Raw genomic sequence first — 15,389 nt, forward strand, 5'->3', positions numbered from 1 at the left:
TGGAGGCGCATTATAGGGAGTTTCCTGCGGCCCGCAACCCTTAAATGACAGAAAAATGACTGACTGCTGCATTCCACAGCGAAACCCCGCCTTATACCCATTTACACACAGAGTTATCCACAAACCACACGATCGTTTCTACGATCCACTCGTTATATCAGCCTCCTTCAACAGAAAAAGAAGAGGTCAAAATCGAAATTTAAAAATTCGCGAGCGTTGCGCAAACGTTTTCGTTACAATGCCCCCGCAAAACAAGGATGCCCCGTAAGGGGCGTTAGCTGAGTTTTTAGCCAAGAATTCACCTAACGCTCTCTGTAATAGTCAAATCCAGGGGATTTACCATGCAACAACGTCGTCCAGTCCGCCGCGCTCTGCTCAGTGTTTCTGACAAGGCCGGTATCATCGAATTCGCTCAGGCACTTTCCGCACGTGGTGTGGAGCTGCTGTCTACAGGTGGCACTGCGCGCCTGTTAGCGGAGAAAGGTCTGCCAGTGACCGAAGTTTCCGATTACACCGGCTTCCCGGAAATGATGGATGGACGCGTGAAGACCCTGCATCCGAAAGTCCACGGCGGCATTCTTGGTCGTCGCGGTCAGGATGACGGAATTATGGAACAGCACGGTATCGCCCCTATCGATATGGTGGTTGTAAACCTGTATCCATTCGCCGAGACCGTCGCCCGTGAAGGCTGCTCGCTGGAAGATGCGGTAGAGAACATTGATATCGGCGGCCCGACCATGGTGCGTTCCGCTGCCAAGAACCATAAAGACGTAGCGATCGTTGTGAAGAGCAGCGACTACGACGCCATTATTAAAGAGATGGATGCCAACGAAGGCTCCCTGACTCTGGAAACCAGCTTTGACCTCGCGATTAAAGCCTTCGAACACACCGCCGCCTACGACAGCATGATTGCCAACTACTTCGGCAGCATGGTTCCGGCTTACCACGGTGAGAGCAAAGAGGCCGCCGGTCGTTTCCCGCGTACGCTGAACCTGAACTTCATTAAGAAGCAGGATATGCGCTACGGCGAGAACAGCCACCAGCAGGCTGCCTTCTATATAGAAGAGAATGTTAAAGAAGCGTCCGTTGCCACCGCGCAGCAGGTACAGGGCAAAGCGCTTTCCTACAACAACATCGCAGATACCGACGCGGCGCTGGAGTGCGTGAAAGAGTTCAGCGAGCCAGCCTGTGTGATCGTTAAGCACGCTAACCCGTGCGGCGTGGCGGTAAGTACCTCTATTCTCGACGCTTACGACCGCGCCTATAAAACCGACCCGACCTCCGCGTTCGGCGGCATCATCGCTTTCAACCGCGAACTGGATGCCGAAACCGCGCAGGCAATTATCTCCCGTCAGTTCGTGGAAGTGATCATCGCCCCGTCCGCAACCGAAGACGCACTGAAAATCACCGCCGCCAAACAGAACGTTCGCGTTCTGACCTGCGGTCAGTGGGCACAACGTGTACCGGGCCTGGACTTCAAACGCGTTAACGGCGGTTTGCTGGTTCAGGACAGGGATCTGGGGATGGTGAGCGAAGGCGAACTGCGCGTGGTGTCCAAACGTCAGCCGACCGAGCAAGAGCTGCGCGATGCACTGTTCTGCTGGAAAGTCGCCAAGTTCGTGAAATCCAACGCCATTGTTTATGCCAAAGAGAACATGACTATCGGCATAGGCGCAGGCCAGATGAGCCGCGTGTACTCCGCAAAGATCGCCGGGATTAAAGCGGCTGACGAAGGTCTGGAAGTGAAAGGCTCCGCCATGGCCTCTGACGCCTTCTTCCCGTTCCGCGATGGTATTGATGCTGCCGCCGCCGTTGGCGTGAGCTGCGTTATCCAGCCAGGTGGTTCTATCCGTGATGACGAAGTCATTGCCGCTGCCGATGAACACGGTATCGCGATGATCTTTACCGACATGCGCCACTTCCGCCATTAATCCACGGAGCAGACGATGAAAGTATTAGTGATTGGCAACGGCGGGCGCGAGCACGCCCTGGCCTGGAAAGCCGCACAGTCCCCGCTGGTTGATACCGTTTTTGTTGCACCAGGTAACGCGGGCACCGCACTGGAACCAGCACTGCAGAACGTGGCTATCGGCGTCACCGATATTCCAGCTCTGCTGAGCTTTGCCCAGAACGAGAAAATTGACCTGACCATCGTCGGCCCGGAAGCGCCGCTGGTGATTGGCGTGGTCGATGCGTTCCGCGCCGCTGGCCTGAAGATCTTCGGGCCAACCGAAGGCGCTGCACAGCTGGAAGGCTCCAAAGCCTTCACCAAAGATTTCCTCGCCCGTCACCAGATCCCGACGGCGGAATATCAGAACTTCACTGAGATTGAGCCAGCGTTGGCCTATCTGCGTGAGAAAGGCGCGCCGATCGTCATCAAAGCTGACGGCCTGGCCGCCGGTAAAGGCGTTATCGTGGCGATGACGCTGGAGGAAGCAGAAGCCGCCGTTCATGACATGCTGGCAGGTAACGCTTTTGGCGATGCGGGCCACCGTATCGTTATCGAAGAGTTCCTCGACGGCGAAGAAGCGAGCTTTATCGTAATGGTCGACGGCGAGCATGTGCTGCCGATGGCCACCAGCCAGGACCACAAACGCGTAGGCAACGGCGACACTGGCCCGAACACCGGCGGTATGGGTGCTTACTCACCAGCGCCGGTGGTAACTGATGAAGTGCATCAGCGCACCATGGAACGCATTATTTGGCCAACCGTAAAAGGTATGGCGGCGGAAGGGAATACCTACACCGGTTTCCTGTACGCGGGTCTGATGATCGACAAACAGGGCAATCCGAAGGTTATCGAGTTCAACTGCCGCTTCGGCGATCCGGAAACCCAGCCGATCATGCTACGCATGAAATCGGACCTGGTGGAGCTTTGCCTGGCCGCCTGCGACGGCAAGCTGGATGAGAAAACCTCCGAGTGGGACGAACGCGCCTCGCTGGGTGTCGTCATTGCTGCCGGAGGTTATCCGGGCAACTACAACACCGGAGATGAAATCCACGGTCTGCCGCTGGAAGAAGTAGAAGACGGAAAAGTGTTCCATGCAGGCACTAAACTCGCCGAAGACGATCGTGTGTTGACCAGCGGTGGTCGCGTGCTGTGCGCCACCGCCCTGGGTCATACCGTGGCTGAAGCGCAGAAACGCGCTTACGCCCTGATGACCGACATCCGCTGGGATGGCAGCTTCAGCCGTAACGACATCGGCTGGCGCGCCATTGAACGCGAGCAACGCTAACGCGAAATTTTCGCCAGCAGCGTTTTACGCGTAATGCCTAACTGACGGGCGGCTTCCGTTTTATTGCCGCCCGTTTTTTCCAGCGCCGCCAGAATCACCTCTTTTTCGACATCCACCAGCGGTTGGATCTCGCCACTGAATTCCGTTTTTATCGGCGTCGCGGCAATCGCCATCGGCAGCTCGCGTTCGGAAATATATTCCCCCGTCAGCAGCACCACCGAGCGCTCAATCGCATTTTCCAGCTCACGAATATTGCCCGGCCAGTCGTAGTGGATCAGCAGATCCATCGCCTGCGGAGTAAAGCCTTTCACCGCTTTACGGTTACGCGCGGCAAAACGCTGGAGAAAATGTTCGGCTAGCAGCGGAATATCTTCCCGGCGCTGGCACAGCGCTGGCATTTCAATGGTGACGACGTTCAGGCGATAGTAGAGATCCTGACGAAAGCGCCCGGCACTGACTTCCTCTGCTAGATCGCGATGCGTAGCGGCGATCAGCCGGACATCAACCGCAATTGTCTGATTGCTACCAACCCGCTGCACTTCGCGCTCCTGGATAGCCCGCAGCAGACGCACCTGCATCAGCGGTGAAATATCACCGATTTCATCAAGAAATAACGTGCCGCCATCAGCTTCCACAAAGCGACCTTCCCGCCGTTTATCCGCCCCGGTAAACGCCCCTTTCTCGTGACCAAAAAGTTCGGACTCCAGCAGCGATTCATTAAGCGCCGCGCAGTTGAGTGTCACCAGCGGTTTATCGCGACGGGCGCTGCTGGCATGCAGCGCCCGGGCTACCAACTCTTTCCCCGTACCGGAGTCTCCGTGAATGAGCACCGTGGCATCCGAGGGCGCAACCATCGCGATTTCATTGAGCAACTTCTGCATCGCCGGACTACTGCCAATCATGCCAAACTGCGCAGCCGACGCCGATGGCAGTTCAGCGCCCGTTTCCCGCGTATGCGCCAGCGCCTTTTCCAGCGTCTCCTGCAGACGGTCAAAATCCAGCGGCTTGATTAAGTAATCCAGCGCCCCGGTTTTAAGCGCCTCAACGGCGGTCTCCACACTGGAGAACGCCGTCATGATCAAGACCGGAATCGCCGGATTCAGCGCTTTAATCTCTTTCAGCGTTGCGATGCCGTCCATCTCCGCCATGCGTACATCACACAGCACTAAATCAAATACGCGTTCGCGCACCTGTTCCAGCGCCGCTCGCCCGCTATAGGCCAGCGCGACCTCATAACCCCAGCCGCGCAGCAGCGCCTGTAAAATGGTGCAGTGGCTGATATCATCATCTACCACCAGAATATTGATTTTTCCGCGCGTCATCCTTGTTAATCCTGTTGTTTCGCTTTGGTCGGTAGCCAAAGGGTAAAGGTCGCGCCTTTGCCCTCAACGCTTGCCACCTGAATGGTGCCACCGTGCTGTTCGATAATGTTCTGCACTACCGCCAGCCCGAGACCGGTTCCGTCGGCTTTGGTCGTAAAGTAAGGCGTAAAAATGGCCTCCAGCTGTTCCGCCGCAATCCCCTTTCCAGTATCGGTAACCACAATTTTAACGCGTTCACCGCTGCTTTCATTCGCTTCAACCGTAATCGTGCCCTGACGACCAATCGCATGAATGGCGTTCAGATACAGATTCAACAAAACCTGAGTCAGTCGGTCAGGATCGGCCTGGATAGCGGGCAGCGTAGAATTGGCCGAAAAGCGGAGCTGGATTTCCCGGCTTGCCGCATCCTGACTCACCAGGTGTAATGAGTGGGTGATAACCTCATTGAGATCCACCTGTTGCAGCGTCAGATGTGCAGGTTTCACCAGCTCCAGCAACTCGCTCACCACCCGATTTAAACGATCCGCCTCTTTCGCCATCACCTGTGCCAGCTCATGCGACTCGCCTCCTGCCGGGGTTCGCTCGGCAAAATACTTCGCTAACCCTTTGATCGATGAAAGCGGGTTACGAATTTCATGCGCCACCCCAGCCGCAAGATGACCGAGCGCTAACAGTTTTTCTTTACGCTTCATCGCATCCTGGAGTTCTTTGTACGAGCGCTGATAGCGCTGATACCAGAAGAACGTCAGCACGGTGGCCAGCAACACAGCCGCCAGCGCAGAGAGGACTATCAGTGTGTTACGCCACTCCCTTGCCTGAGTCGCTGTCAGATCGCTGGCATCAAAGGCGATAAATATGGTTTGTGCTGGGGAGATAAGCTGCTCGTCATTGCTGGCACAGCGCGCCATGCCGTGGCGTCCACCATACATCGGCTGAAACTGGCGATAAATTTCCAGTGCTGGCGTTTTTTCACCATCCCTCGCTGGAATTTCAATATTCCGCCAGCTTTCTTGCTCCCCAGGACTAAGCTGTCGCAGGACATCCGATGAATAGAGCGTTTTGCCGACCATCGCGGAATTGCTGTGGGTAATAATGACACCATGCTCATCGACGACAGCAAACCATAGCACGCCTGGCTGTACAGCCATTTCCTCCAGTAGCGTCTGCTGCTGGGCATGATGCATGCGCATCCCCATGCCTACGCGCGTACCAGACTCCAGAGCGCGAATGAGCACGCTGCCTTTTTCCAGTAGCGTTTGCCGCGCGGCGCCACTTTCCCGCCCATAGTCCCGAATGGTCATAATCGAAAACCAGCCGACCAAAACCAGGATTGCCACCAGCAAGAGTCGGCTCAACCACTTTGCCACCGTATCCTTATAAAGACGCATACGCTCTCCCTTCACCCCGCTTGTTCCTTTCATCGTTGCAGGTATACAGCAGAAATCATGCCATTTTTTCCCCCTGATAACCCTGCCCTCAGACACAAACAGCTGAAAGTAACGGGTAAAAATGACTCGCTGACGCGTTCTGGCGAGTCATTTTTACTCGTTTCCCTGCAAAGACGGCGGGTACAACGCCCGCAGGACTGGGATTGCCGCTTTGGCACGGAAGATGCAAAAGGGAATGTAAGCTAACCAACAGGAGAACGAACGATGAAACGGAACAACAAACTGGCACTGATTGCACTTTCTCTTATCGCACTTGGCTCCACCCCGGTACTGGCACAGAATCACTGGGGATATGGCGACGGAATGCAGCAACGGGGCGGTACGCCAATGACCGCTGAGCAGCAGGCTGCCGCACAGAAAATCTATGATGATTATTATTCCCAGACCAGCGCGTTGCGCCAACAGCTGACATCCAAACGTTATGAGTACAATGCACTATTAACGGCCAGCTCGCCGGACACGGCAAAAATTAACGCCGTTGCAAAAGAGATGGAAGCGTTGAATCAGTCTCTGGACGAGCAGCGCGTTAAACGTGATGTCGCAATGGCGCAGGCTGGCGTGCCACGTGGCGCGGGAATGGGCTACGGCGGATGCGGCGGTGGCGGTAACCATCGCGGCGGCGGCCATATGGGAATGGGCCACTGGTAAAAGACTTAATGCCTGATGACGCTATACGGATCAGGCCTGCTGATTTCCTGTATTCAGGTTTTCAGAAAGTTTTGGCTGTAGGCTGCCAGTGACAAAAATCTTCATTGGCGACCAGCAGTAGCTGCGACCCTTCGGGCGCTTCCAGCCATGCCACACTCACCTCTACGGATGAATGTCTCTGGCGGCGCTCGATATGGTTTATCGCCCACGACTCCAGGTCTGGCTTCAGCGTTTCACCTTCACAGGTTGTGACCGTGTTATCCGCATGCCAACGTCCCTGACGCAATATCACCCGCCCCTGACGCAGCGCATCGCTGGTCTGGCGAATTTGATCGGCTCGATAGCGGTAAAGCGCGATTTGATCGCTGGAAAGCTGCTGCTTTTGCCCGTCGACTTCACGCTGCATGAAGCTCAGTTCGCCCCGGTCATCGAAGCGTATACGGACATGTTCAGCCGGTTTACTGTAAACGTTGAGTTCTATCAGAGAGAGCGAATCACCCTGCCAGCGGTATTCACTGGTAGTGGTTTCGCCTTTACGCCACGGACTAAATACCGAGAGCAAGTGAACATCGTCACCGGAGTCTTTACGCCAAATGCGTACCGCCCCCTGATCGCCAACATAGCCGCTGGCCGTGAAAGGAGGAAGCTCAGAATGGCTACCGCAGGCAGACAGTAACAGAACACCTGAAAGCCAAAGCGTATGACGCCAGATGGACAAAAGGGGCGAAACCGCCCCTTCGTTAAAACTGTTCACTGCCACGCGAATTACTTAACCGCGTCTTTCAGTGCTTTACCAGAAACAAATGCCGGTACGTTAGCTGCGGCGATTTTGATTTCTTTACCGGTCTGCGGGTTGCGGCCAGTGCGCTCAGCACGGTGGTTCACTTTGAAGGTACCGAAACCAACCAGTTGTACAGCATCGCCTTCTTTCAGAGACTCAGTAATAGCAGCCAGAGTGGATTCCAGAGCAGCTTTAGCCTGTGTTTTAGACAGTTCTGCTTTGTCTGCAATTACATCAATCAGTTGAGTCTTGTTCATAAGTTATCCTTACAATGTGTTTATCGCTTGCTAAGCATCGAGTGCGACGGAAATGCCAGAAAAGCACTCTCCTGCATACACGCACCGATAGCCACTTTTTTTCGCCCCCCAAATGTAGACCAGACCGGGGGCGGATGGGAAGCCTTCAGGCACGACAAATCAGGCGTTAAATCACGTTTTGTGGTGTCATTGCTGAAAATTTATACCAATATTGCTCTCGCCAGCCTCGCGCAGGTCTGCACGCAGCCCTTTTATCAGCTCAATATCGCGTTCTTCACAGTCGGCTAAAAGTCGGAAAATTTCCCACTGAATATCCCATTCTTGCTCAACGGCAGGGTTTTCTTTGAGCTCTTCATCGGTCATTTCACGACCAGCCTGAGTCATTTCCAGCATCGCAACCGTCGTAATCGAAGCCTTACTAACTTCGATTGCATGCTCCAGCGTTTCACCGCTAAGACGCGAATGCATCAGTTCGCTTAATGCCACACAAGCATCAATCGCCGGATAAACACCGTACAGATCGTAATCGTCTGCAGAAGGAATGGCCTCTTCAAATTTTTCCAGCTGGCTGTCGAAATTGATTTTCGCGTCTTTAACCGTCAGCGCTTCCCAAATCAGATCCAGAATTCGGCGGTAAATCTGTCCATCGCCAAATTCAGTTTGCTTGCAGAACATGGCGTAGTTTGGGTACATGCGTTCGCACAGACAAGCCATAAACGTGACGTGCTGCCAGCTTTCCAGCTTCTCCAGACGCAGGTGAATCGGATTTTGTAACATGATGAGTTCTCAAATACGGAAATTAGCCGCAGTTTACCCGATATGGGGCGTTTTTGCTGCAAGCCGAGTAAAAGCCGGGCGTTCGGATGCCACTGCATCTGCCCAGCGTGTGGGTTCCGGCAAACGATAGCCGTTCATACAGCGTTGAACCCACGCCAGTGCGCTGTCCATACTCACGCGGTGGCCCGTGGAAATAAACAACGGGTTACAGCGCGCTTTGCTGCGCCAGACCCATGCCAGTTGTTCGCCTTTATCCAGCAACGGCGCTAGCGCACCAGGTTCAGCAGCGAGCGATTCAAACTTGCCGCACAACCGTTTTTTCGCCACGCCAATCGTCGGGACATCCACCAGCAGACCAAAATGGCTGGCCACGCCCAGACGACGCGGGTGAGAAATGCCATGACCATCAACGAACAGCAGATCTGGCTTGTGCGAGAGCAGTTGCCAGGCGGCCATCAGCGCGGGAGTTTCACGAAAGGAGAGAAAACCGGGAATGTAGGGCATGGTGGTGGCGATACGCGCCACCTTGTATTCGACCAGTTCAAGCGTGGGATACTTCAGTAAGACCATCGCGGCTCGCGTCACTTCGCCACCCTGCTCAAACCCAACGTCCGCCCCGCCGATCAGATCCGGCGGATCGTTCTTCAGACGATCCTCGCGGATCACTGAAGAAGCCAGTTCAAGCTGCTGCGCGCGTAATGACGCGAGATCCATGATAACTCCTTAGCGGTGGTACTGTTCGGACAACCGATGTACCGCCTCCACAAAGACACCCGCATGTTCTGGCGGGACGTCCTGATGAATGCCGTGGCCCAGGTTAAAGACATGCCCTTCACCCTGACCGAATCCGGCCAGAATTGTCGCCACCTCTTCTTCGATGCGGGCTGGCGGCGCATACAGCATGGACGGATCCATATTGCCCTGGAGCGCCACTTTATGACCTACACGACGACGCGCATCGGCAATGTCAGTAGTCCAGTCGAGACCTAACGCATCACAGCCGGTTTCCGCCATCGCTTCCAGCCACTGACCACCGCCTTTGGTAAACAGGGTCACCGGTACACGACGACCTCCATTCTCACGCAGCAGACCATCGACGATTTTGTGCATGTAGTACAGGGAAAACTGCTGATAGTCGCGACCGGTCAGCACACCGCCCCAGGTATCGAAAATCATCACCGACTGCGCGCCCGCTTTGATCTGCGCGTTCAGGTACAGCGTGACGCTCTTCGCCAGCTTATCAAGCAGCAGATGCAGCGCTTTAGGGTCGGCGTACATCATCTTTTTAATCACGGTGAAGGCTTTACTGCTGCCGCCTTCAACCATGTAGGTCGCCAGCGTCCACGGACTACCGGAGAAGCCGATCAGCGGCACTTCGCCTTTCAGTTCACGGCGGATAGTACGCACCGCGTTCATCACGTACCCCAGCCCATCTTCCGGGTCCGGGATCGGCAGTTTGTCGACGTCAGCCTTGCTGGTAATTGGAGAGGTGAAGCGTGGACCTTCTCCTGCTTCAAAATACAGCCCGAGTCCCATCGCATCCGGGATCGTCAGGATATCCGAGAAGAGGATCGCGGCATCAAGTTTATAGCGACGCAGCGGCTGCAGCGTGACTTCGCAGGCCAGCTCGGCATTTTTGCACAGCGCCATAAAATCGCCCGCTTCGGCACGGGTAGCTTTGTATTCCGGTAGATAGCGGCCTGCCTGGCGCATCATCCATACCGGAGTGACATCAACGGGCTGGCGCAGCAGCGCACGCAGATAACGATCGTTCTTCAGTTCGGTCATTTTTGCAGTTCCTTATTGCGTCAGTCCATCAGTGTATCACCACTCGCTCTTTACTCGTACTCAGCCCGACACATTGCCACAGTGTCTTCAATCAATCGACGCGCGACAGTACCCGGCGGGGGTAAGAGCGGTAAGTCGTCATAGCGATACCAGTTCGCTTCCAGCAACTCTTTCGGGTCGATGACGATTTCGCCGCTATCATACTCCGCCATAAATGCGGTCATCAAAGACTGCGGGAACGGCCATGGCTGAGAAGTGACATAGCGCAGGTTTTTCACCTTGATGCCGCTTTCTTCCATGACTTCACGCGCCACCGCCTGTTCTAAGGTCTCACCTACTTCGACAAAACCCGCCAGTACGGTATGCACGCCGTTACGATGGCGAACATGTTGGGCAAGCAAGATGGAATCATCTCGGCGAATAGCGACGATTATGCACGGGGCAATTTGCGGGTAATAACGTTCACGGCAGTGGCTACAGAGCATCGCCCACTCTGTTTTACTCGGGTGCATGGGATGGCCGCAGTAGCCGCAGAATTTATGCGAGCGATAGAACTCCGCCAGCTGTACGCCGCGTCCGGCCAGTTGAAACAGGCCCACATCCTGGTCAATGACCTGGCGCACCGACCCCATATCGTGTCGACGCTGCTGCTGCACCAGCCAGACAGTCTGCCCTTCCCACTCGCCTATTGGCAGCGCGCGCTGACCAATCAGATCAAAACGGGCTGCGTCGCCATAAGGTAGCTCGCCATGAGGTAACCATAACTTTTGCTCATGACTGACGATCCACCAGCCGCTATCTAATTTTTCAATTATACGATCCATATCTCTTGCGCAACCTTTGCTTCACAGGCATGTTGTTTACATTATTTTTACATTTACGGGTGAGCAGTTCCTAAACACCATCTTGCGGAGTCAATCATGCTAAACCAGCTGGAAAGCCTGACGGAGCACGTCGGAGGAAGTAATAAACTGGTTGATCGCTGGCTACATGTACGTAAGCACCTGCTCGTGGCTTACTACAATCTGGTTGGCATTAAGCCTGGCAAAGAATCGTACATGCGACTCAATGAAAAGGCGCTGGATGATTTTTGTCAGAGCCTGGTCGATTACCTCTCCACCGGACACTTCAGTATTTATGAACGTATTCTCCATAAATTGGAAGGGAACGGGCAGCTTTTAAAAGCCACAAAAATTTGGCCGCTGCTGGAAGCCAATACGCAGCTGATCATGGACTACTATGACTCCAGCCTGGAAACGGCGATTGATCATGATAACTTCCTTGAATTTCAACAGGTTTTATCGGATCTCGGCGAGGCACTGGAAGCCCGATTCGTGCTGGAAGATAAGCTGATCATGCTGGTATTTGACGCGATGCACGAGAGTAGCACTCTCAAACGTCATGCTTGAGATTTACGGCATTAACGCGTAGTTTACATTCATTACCTCTTTACTGAGGTTACTTCTTGTCGGAGTGCTTATTTTCCACAGCAGCATGAGTGGAAAAGGCTGAGACCGTTAATTCGGGATCCGCGGAACCTGATCAGGTTAAAACCTGCGAAGGGAACAAGAGTCAATCTACAATAGCATCGCCCCCGGGCGAGCTTCTCTCTTGCTTCATCCGTCGTCTGACAAGCCATATCCTTACTTTTATCTGGAATGAGCTATGTCTGCCACTACTAAACCATCACGCCGCGAACAGCGCGCTCAAGCCCAACACTTTATCGATACCCTGGAAGGGACCGCCTTCCCTAACTCAAAACGCATTTATATTACCGGTTCGCAGCCGGATATCCGCATTCCGATGCGCGAAATTCAGCTCAGCCCAACGCTGACTGGCGGTAGCAAAGACAACCCGCAGTTCGAAGAGAACGAAGCCGTTCCGGTATACGACACCTCCGGACCGTATGGCGATCCTGACGTGGCGATTAACGTCCAGCAGGGTCTGGCAAAGCTGCGCCAGCCGTGGATTGCGGCGCGTAACGATAGCGAAGAATTAGACGACCGGAGTTCCGCTTATACCAAAGAACGTCTGGCCGACGATGGCCTGGACGAGCTGCGTTTCACCGGCCTGCTGACGCCAAAGCGCGCCAAAGCGGGTAAGCGAGTCACCCAACTGCACTACGCCCGCCAGGGAATAGTGACCCCGGAGATGGAGTTCATCGCCATCCGTGAAAACATGGGCCGCGAGCGCATTCGCAGTGAAGTGCTGCGTCACCAGCATCCGGGGATGAACTTTGGTGCACGCCTGCCGGAAAACATCACGCCGGAATTCGTGCGTGATGAAGTGGCCGCGGGCCGTGCGATTATTCCTGCCAACATCAACCACCCGGAATCCGAGCCGATGATTATCGGTCGCAACTTCCTGGTGAAGGTTAACGCCAACATCGGTAACTCTGCCGTCACCTCCTCCATTGAAGAGGAGGTAGAGAAGCTGGTGTGGTCGACGCGCTGGGGCGCGGACACGGTGATGGATCTCTCCACCGGTCGCTATATCCACGAAACCCGCGAGTGGATCCTGCGTAACAGTCCGGTACCGATCGGTACTGTGCCGATCTACCAGGCGCTGGAGAAGGTCAACGGGATCGCCGAAGATCTCACCTGGGAAGCCTTCCGCGACACGTTGCTGGAGCAGGCCGAACAGGGCGTCGACTACTTCACCATTCACGCGGGCGTGCTGCTGCGCTACGTGCCGATGACTGCCAAACGCCTGACCGGCATTGTCTCACGCGGCGGTTCAATTATGGCGAAATGGTGCCTTTCTCATCACAAAGAGAACTTCCTGTACGAACATTTCCGCGAGATTTGCGAAATCTGCGCCGCCTACGACGTCTCTTTGTCGCTGGGTGACGGCCTGCGCCCGGGTTCAATTCAGGATGCGAACGACGAAGCGCAGTTCTCCGAACTGCATACGCTGGGCGAGCTGACCAAAATCGCCTGGGAATACGACGTGCAGGTGATGATAGAAGGTCCAGGTCATGTACCCATGCATATGATCCAGCGCAACATGACCGAAGAGCTGGAGCACTGCCATGAAGCACCGTTCTACACTTTAGGACCGTTGACCACCGATATCGCGCCGGGCTACGACCACTTCACTTCCGGGATCGGTGCGGCGATGATCGGTTGGTTTGGCTGCGCGATGCTGTGCTACGTCACGCCAAAAGAGCACCTCGGCCTGCCGAACAAAGAAGATGTTAAACAAGGGTTGATTACCTACAAGATTGCCGCCCATGCAGCTGACTTAGCAAAAGGTCATCCGGGCGCGCAGATCCGCGATAACGCCATGTCGAAAGCGCGCTTCGAATTCCGCTGGGAAGACCAGTTTAACCTCGCGCTCGACCCGTTCACCGCCCGTGCCTACCACGATGAAACCCTGCCACAGGAATCCGGTAAGGTCGCCCACTTCTGCTCCATGTGCGGGCCGAAGTTCTGCTCGATGAAAATCAGCCAGGAGGTTCGCGACTACGCTGCTGCACAAACGATTGAAGTCGGCATGGCAGATATGTCGGAGAACTTCCGCGCCAAAGGCGGCGAAATCTACCTCAAAAAAGAGGAGGCGTAATGTACCAGCCTGATTTCCCGACCGTGCCGTTTCGCCTCGGGCTTTACCCGGTGGTGGACAGCGTGCAATGGATTGAACGCTTGCTGCAGGCGGGCGTATGCACGATCCAACTGCGCATTAAAGATAAGCGTGATGAAGAGGTCGAAGCCGACGTTATGGCCGCCATTGAACTGGGGCGTCGCTATGACGCCCGCCTGTTTATCAACGACTACTGGCGTCTGGCAATTAAGCACCGCGCTTACGGCGTACATCTGGGCCAGGAAGATCTTGAAACCACTGACCTGAAGGCGATTCAGGCGGCGGGGCTGCGCCTGGGGGTCTCCACTCACGATGATATGGAAATCGACATCGCGCTCGCCGCTAAGCCTTCTTATATCGCGCTGGGTCATGTTTTTCCCACGCAAACCAAACAGATGCCTTCCGCCCCGCAGGGACTCACGCAACTGGCAAACCATATTGAACGACTAGCGGATTACCCGACCGTCGCCATTGGCGGTATCAGCCTTGAGCGCGCCCCGGCGGTACTGGCGACCGGCGTCGGCAGCATTGCCGTGGTCAGCGCCATTACCCAGGCGGCTGACTGGCAGGTCGCCACGGCCCAACTACTGGATATCGCGGGAGTGGGCGATGAATGACCGCGACTTTATGCGTTACAGCCGGCAGATCCTGCTCGGCGATATCGCCATTGAAGGCCAGCAAAAGCTACTCGATAGCCATGTGCTGATTGTCGGTTTAGGCGGGTTAGGTTCGCCTGCCGCGCTGTATCTGGCGGGAGCAGGCATCGGAAAATTGACGCTGGTAGACGATGACGACATTCATCTGAGCAACCTGCAGCGCCAGATCCTGTTTACCACTGATGATATCGCACGTTCAAAATCGCAGGTTGCCCAGCAGCGCCTGACGCGGCTCAACCCAGATATCGAGCTGGTGTCACTCCAGCAGCGACTGAAAGGCGATGCGCTTCGGCATGCGGTAGCGCGTGCCGATGTGGTGCTCGACTGTACCGATAACATGGCCACGCGCCAGGAAATTAACGCCGCCTGCGTAACGCTCAACACCCCGCTCGTCACCGCCAGCGCCGTCGGCTTTGGCGGCCAACTGATGGTGCTGACGCCCCCGTGGGAACAAGGATGTTACCGCTGCCTGTGGCCGGACGATGTAGAGCCCGAACGCAACTGCCGTACCGCCGGTATCGTCGGACCAGTTGTGGGCGTGATGGGCACCTTGCAAGCGTTGGAAGCGATTAAATTGCTCAGCGGTATTGAGACGCCCAGCGGAGAGCTACGCCTGTTTGACGGTAAAACCAGCCAGTGGCGCAGCTTCGCACTACGACGCGCCAGCGGCTGCCCGGTATGCGGAGGGCAACATGCAGATTCAGTTCAATGATGAGCCGATGCAGTGCGCCGAAGGACAAACCGTCAGTGGGCTGCTCACTGCGCTTAATCAGCTTAAACCGGGCGCGGCGCTGGCGCTCAATCAGCAGATCCTCCCGCGCGAGCAGTGGGAGCAGCAAATCGTGCAGGAAGGCGACCAGATCCTGCTTTTTCAGGTTATTGCAGGGGGTTGAT

The 15,389-nt window shown here is 55.3% G+C and carries 17 protein-coding genes and 1 riboswitch; of the genes, 9 read left to right on the top strand and 8 right to left on the bottom strand.

The window, feature by feature from the left end; genetic code table 11:
• The first annotated feature begins 341 nt into the window (after positions 1 to 341).
• Both purH and purD read left to right on the top strand, forming a co-directional pair.
• On the top strand, positions 342 to 1,931 hold the full coding sequence (gene purH / locus OGY67_RS10835) for a bifunctional phosphoribosylaminoimidazolecarboxamide formyltransferase/IMP cyclohydrolase (RefSeq protein WP_234692994.1): 1,590 nt from the start codon (positions 342 to 344) through the stop codon (positions 1,929 to 1,931).
• A gap of 15 nt (positions 1,932 to 1,946) precedes the next feature.
• Complete coding sequence (gene purD / locus OGY67_RS10840) at positions 1,947 to 3,236, top strand: phosphoribosylamine--glycine ligase (RefSeq protein ID WP_048227505.1); 1,290 nt, start codon at positions 1,947 to 1,949, stop codon at positions 3,234 to 3,236.
• Here purD and zraR read toward each other — a convergent pair.
• Together zraR and zraS are read right to left on the bottom strand one after the other, a co-directional pair.
• Entirely contained in the window at positions 3,233 to 4,558 is a 1,326-nt protein-coding gene (zraR, locus tag OGY67_RS10845) for a sigma-54-dependent response regulator transcription factor ZraR (protein WP_079935363.1), read from the bottom strand. The genes purD and zraR overlap by 4 nt on opposite strands.
• 5 nt (positions 4,559 to 4,563) lie before the next feature.
• Positions 4,564 to 5,946, bottom strand: coding sequence for a two-component system sensor histidine kinase ZraS (gene zraS / locus OGY67_RS10850; RefSeq protein WP_234692992.1), 1,383 nt, complete (start codon positions 5,944 to 5,946; stop codon positions 4,564 to 4,566).
• A 57-nt stretch (positions 5,947 to 6,003) separates the two neighbouring features.
• On the opposite strand from zraS, the gene OGY67_RS10855 reads away from it, so the two are divergent.
• Positions 6,004 to 6,192, top strand: a complete 189-nt coding sequence (locus OGY67_RS10855; protein ID WP_153753907.1) for a hypothetical protein — start codon at positions 6,004 to 6,006, stop codon at positions 6,190 to 6,192.
• 18 nt (positions 6,193 to 6,210) lie between these two features.
• The gene (gene zraP, locus OGY67_RS10860) at positions 6,211 to 6,654 is read left to right on the top strand and encodes a zinc resistance sensor/chaperone ZraP (protein ID WP_032945657.1); all 444 of its coding nucleotides are present in this window, start codon (positions 6,211 to 6,213) and stop codon (positions 6,652 to 6,654) included.
• A 61-nt stretch (positions 6,655 to 6,715) separates the two neighbouring features.
• On the opposite strand, the gene OGY67_RS10865 is transcribed toward zraP, so the two are convergent.
• From OGY67_RS10865 to nudC, 6 genes are all read right to left on the bottom strand, one after another.
• Positions 6,716 to 7,408, bottom strand: a complete 693-nt coding sequence (locus tag OGY67_RS10865; RefSeq protein ID WP_032945667.1) for a DUF1481 domain-containing protein — start codon at positions 7,406 to 7,408, stop codon at positions 6,716 to 6,718.
• Positions 7,409 to 7,419: 11 nt separating this feature from the next.
• Positions 7,420 to 7,692 carry a nucleoid-associated protein HU-alpha gene (gene hupA / locus OGY67_RS10870; RefSeq protein WP_001044509.1) on the bottom strand — a complete coding sequence of 91 codons (273 nt, stop codon included), beginning with the start codon at positions 7,690 to 7,692 and terminating at the stop codon, positions 7,420 to 7,422.
• A gap of 186 nt (positions 7,693 to 7,878) precedes the next feature.
• Positions 7,879 to 8,469, bottom strand: coding sequence for a YjaG family protein (locus OGY67_RS10875; RefSeq protein ID WP_003842015.1), 591 nt, complete (start codon positions 8,467 to 8,469; stop codon positions 7,879 to 7,881).
• Positions 8,470 to 8,502: 33 nt separating this feature from the next.
• Positions 8,503 to 9,183, bottom strand: a complete 681-nt coding sequence (gene nfi, locus OGY67_RS10880) for a deoxyribonuclease V (protein WP_048237131.1) — start codon at positions 9,181 to 9,183, stop codon at positions 8,503 to 8,505.
• A 9-nt stretch (positions 9,184 to 9,192) separates the two neighbouring features.
• Positions 9,193 to 10,257, bottom strand: a complete 1,065-nt coding sequence (gene hemE / locus OGY67_RS10885; RefSeq protein ID WP_286573954.1) for a uroporphyrinogen decarboxylase — start codon at positions 10,255 to 10,257, stop codon at positions 9,193 to 9,195.
• Between the two features lie 50 nt (positions 10,258 to 10,307).
• The gene (gene nudC / locus OGY67_RS10890) at positions 10,308 to 11,081 is read right to left on the bottom strand and encodes an NAD(+) diphosphatase (protein ID WP_286573955.1); all 774 of its coding nucleotides are present in this window, start codon (positions 11,079 to 11,081) and stop codon (positions 10,308 to 10,310) included.
• Between the two features lie 96 nt (positions 11,082 to 11,177).
• On the opposite strand from nudC, the gene OGY67_RS10895 reads away from it, so the two are divergent.
• From OGY67_RS10895 to thiS, 5 genes are all read left to right on the top strand, one after another.
• On the top strand, positions 11,178 to 11,666 hold the full coding sequence (locus tag OGY67_RS10895; protein WP_003826892.1) for an Rsd/AlgQ family anti-sigma factor: 489 nt from the start codon (positions 11,178 to 11,180) through the stop codon (positions 11,664 to 11,666).
• 50 nt (positions 11,667 to 11,716) lie between these two features.
• Positions 11,717 to 11,839, top strand: a riboswitch (TPP riboswitch).
• An 83-nt stretch (positions 11,840 to 11,922) separates the two neighbouring features.
• Positions 11,923 to 13,821, top strand: coding sequence for a phosphomethylpyrimidine synthase ThiC (gene thiC / locus OGY67_RS10900; RefSeq protein ID WP_048227511.1), 1,899 nt, complete (start codon positions 11,923 to 11,925; stop codon positions 13,819 to 13,821).
• Positions 13,821 to 14,456: a thiamine phosphate synthase gene (gene thiE, locus OGY67_RS10905; protein WP_060683069.1), complete on the top strand. Its 636-nt coding sequence runs from the start codon at positions 13,821 to 13,823 to the stop codon at positions 14,454 to 14,456. The genes thiC and thiE overlap by 1 nt, the downstream gene beginning before the upstream one ends.
• Positions 14,449 to 15,207: a HesA/MoeB/ThiF family protein gene (locus OGY67_RS10910; RefSeq protein ID WP_003826902.1), complete on the top strand. Its 759-nt coding sequence runs from the start codon at positions 14,449 to 14,451 to the stop codon at positions 15,205 to 15,207. The genes thiE and OGY67_RS10910 overlap by 8 nt, the downstream gene beginning before the upstream one ends.
• Positions 15,188 to 15,388 (top strand): sulfur carrier protein ThiS, encoded by a 201-nt coding sequence (gene thiS, locus OGY67_RS10915; RefSeq protein ID WP_016155307.1) that lies wholly within the window; start codon positions 15,188 to 15,190, stop codon positions 15,386 to 15,388. Before OGY67_RS10910 ends, thiS begins: the two co-directional genes overlap by 20 nt.
• Position 15,389: the final 1 nt, after the last annotated feature.

The organism is Citrobacter sp. Cpo015 (assembly GCF_030333035.1).
GTDB lineage: Bacteria > Pseudomonadota > Gammaproteobacteria > Enterobacterales > Enterobacteriaceae > Citrobacter > Citrobacter portucalensis.

What these genes read in the sequence shown, in the direction of transcription:
- purD (WP_048227505.1), top strand. Translation starts at nt 1,947, where the DNA reads ATGAAAGTATTAGTGATTGGCAACGGCGGGCGCGAGCACGCCCTGGCC.
- OGY67_RS10910 (WP_003826902.1), top strand. Translation starts at nt 14,449, where the DNA reads ATGAATGACCGCGACTTTATGCGTTACAGCCGGCAGATCCTGCTCGGC.
- thiE (WP_060683069.1), top strand. Translation starts at nt 13,821, where the DNA reads ATGTACCAGCCTGATTTCCCGACCGTGCCGTTTCGCCTCGGGCTTTAC.
- purH (WP_234692994.1), top strand. Translation starts at nt 342, where the DNA reads ATGCAACAACGTCGTCCAGTCCGCCGCGCTCTGCTCAGTGTTTCTGAC.
- zraP (WP_032945657.1), top strand. Translation starts at nt 6,211, where the DNA reads ATGAAACGGAACAACAAACTGGCACTGATTGCACTTTCTCTTATCGCA.
- nfi (WP_048237131.1), bottom strand. Translation starts at nt 9,183, where the DNA reads ATGGATCTCGCGTCATTACGCGCGCAGCAGCTTGAACTGGCTTCTTCA.
- OGY67_RS10875 (WP_003842015.1), bottom strand. Translation starts at nt 8,469, where the DNA reads ATGTTACAAAATCCGATTCACCTGCGTCTGGAGAAGCTGGAAAGCTGG.
- nudC (WP_286573955.1), bottom strand. Translation starts at nt 11,081, where the DNA reads ATGGATCGTATAATTGAAAAATTAGATAGCGGCTGGTGGATCGTCAGT.
- zraS (WP_234692992.1), bottom strand. Translation starts at nt 5,946, where the DNA reads ATGCGTCTTTATAAGGATACGGTGGCAAAGTGGTTGAGCCGACTCTTG.
- OGY67_RS10855 (WP_153753907.1), top strand. Translation starts at nt 6,004, where the DNA reads ATGCCATTTTTTCCCCCTGATAACCCTGCCCTCAGACACAAACAGCTG.
- hemE (WP_286573954.1), bottom strand. Translation starts at nt 10,257, where the DNA reads ATGACCGAACTGAAGAACGATCGTTATCTGCGTGCGCTGCTGCGCCAG.
- hupA (WP_001044509.1), bottom strand. Translation starts at nt 7,692, where the DNA reads ATGAACAAGACTCAACTGATTGATGTAATTGCAGACAAAGCAGAACTG.
- thiC (WP_048227511.1), top strand. Translation starts at nt 11,923, where the DNA reads ATGTCTGCCACTACTAAACCATCACGCCGCGAACAGCGCGCTCAAGCC.
- zraR (WP_079935363.1), bottom strand. Translation starts at nt 4,558, where the DNA reads ATGACGCGCGGAAAAATCAATATTCTGGTGGTAGATGATGATATCAGC.
- OGY67_RS10895 (WP_003826892.1), top strand. Translation starts at nt 11,178, where the DNA reads ATGCTAAACCAGCTGGAAAGCCTGACGGAGCACGTCGGAGGAAGTAAT.
- thiS (WP_016155307.1), top strand. Translation starts at nt 15,188, where the DNA reads ATGCAGATTCAGTTCAATGATGAGCCGATGCAGTGCGCCGAAGGACAA.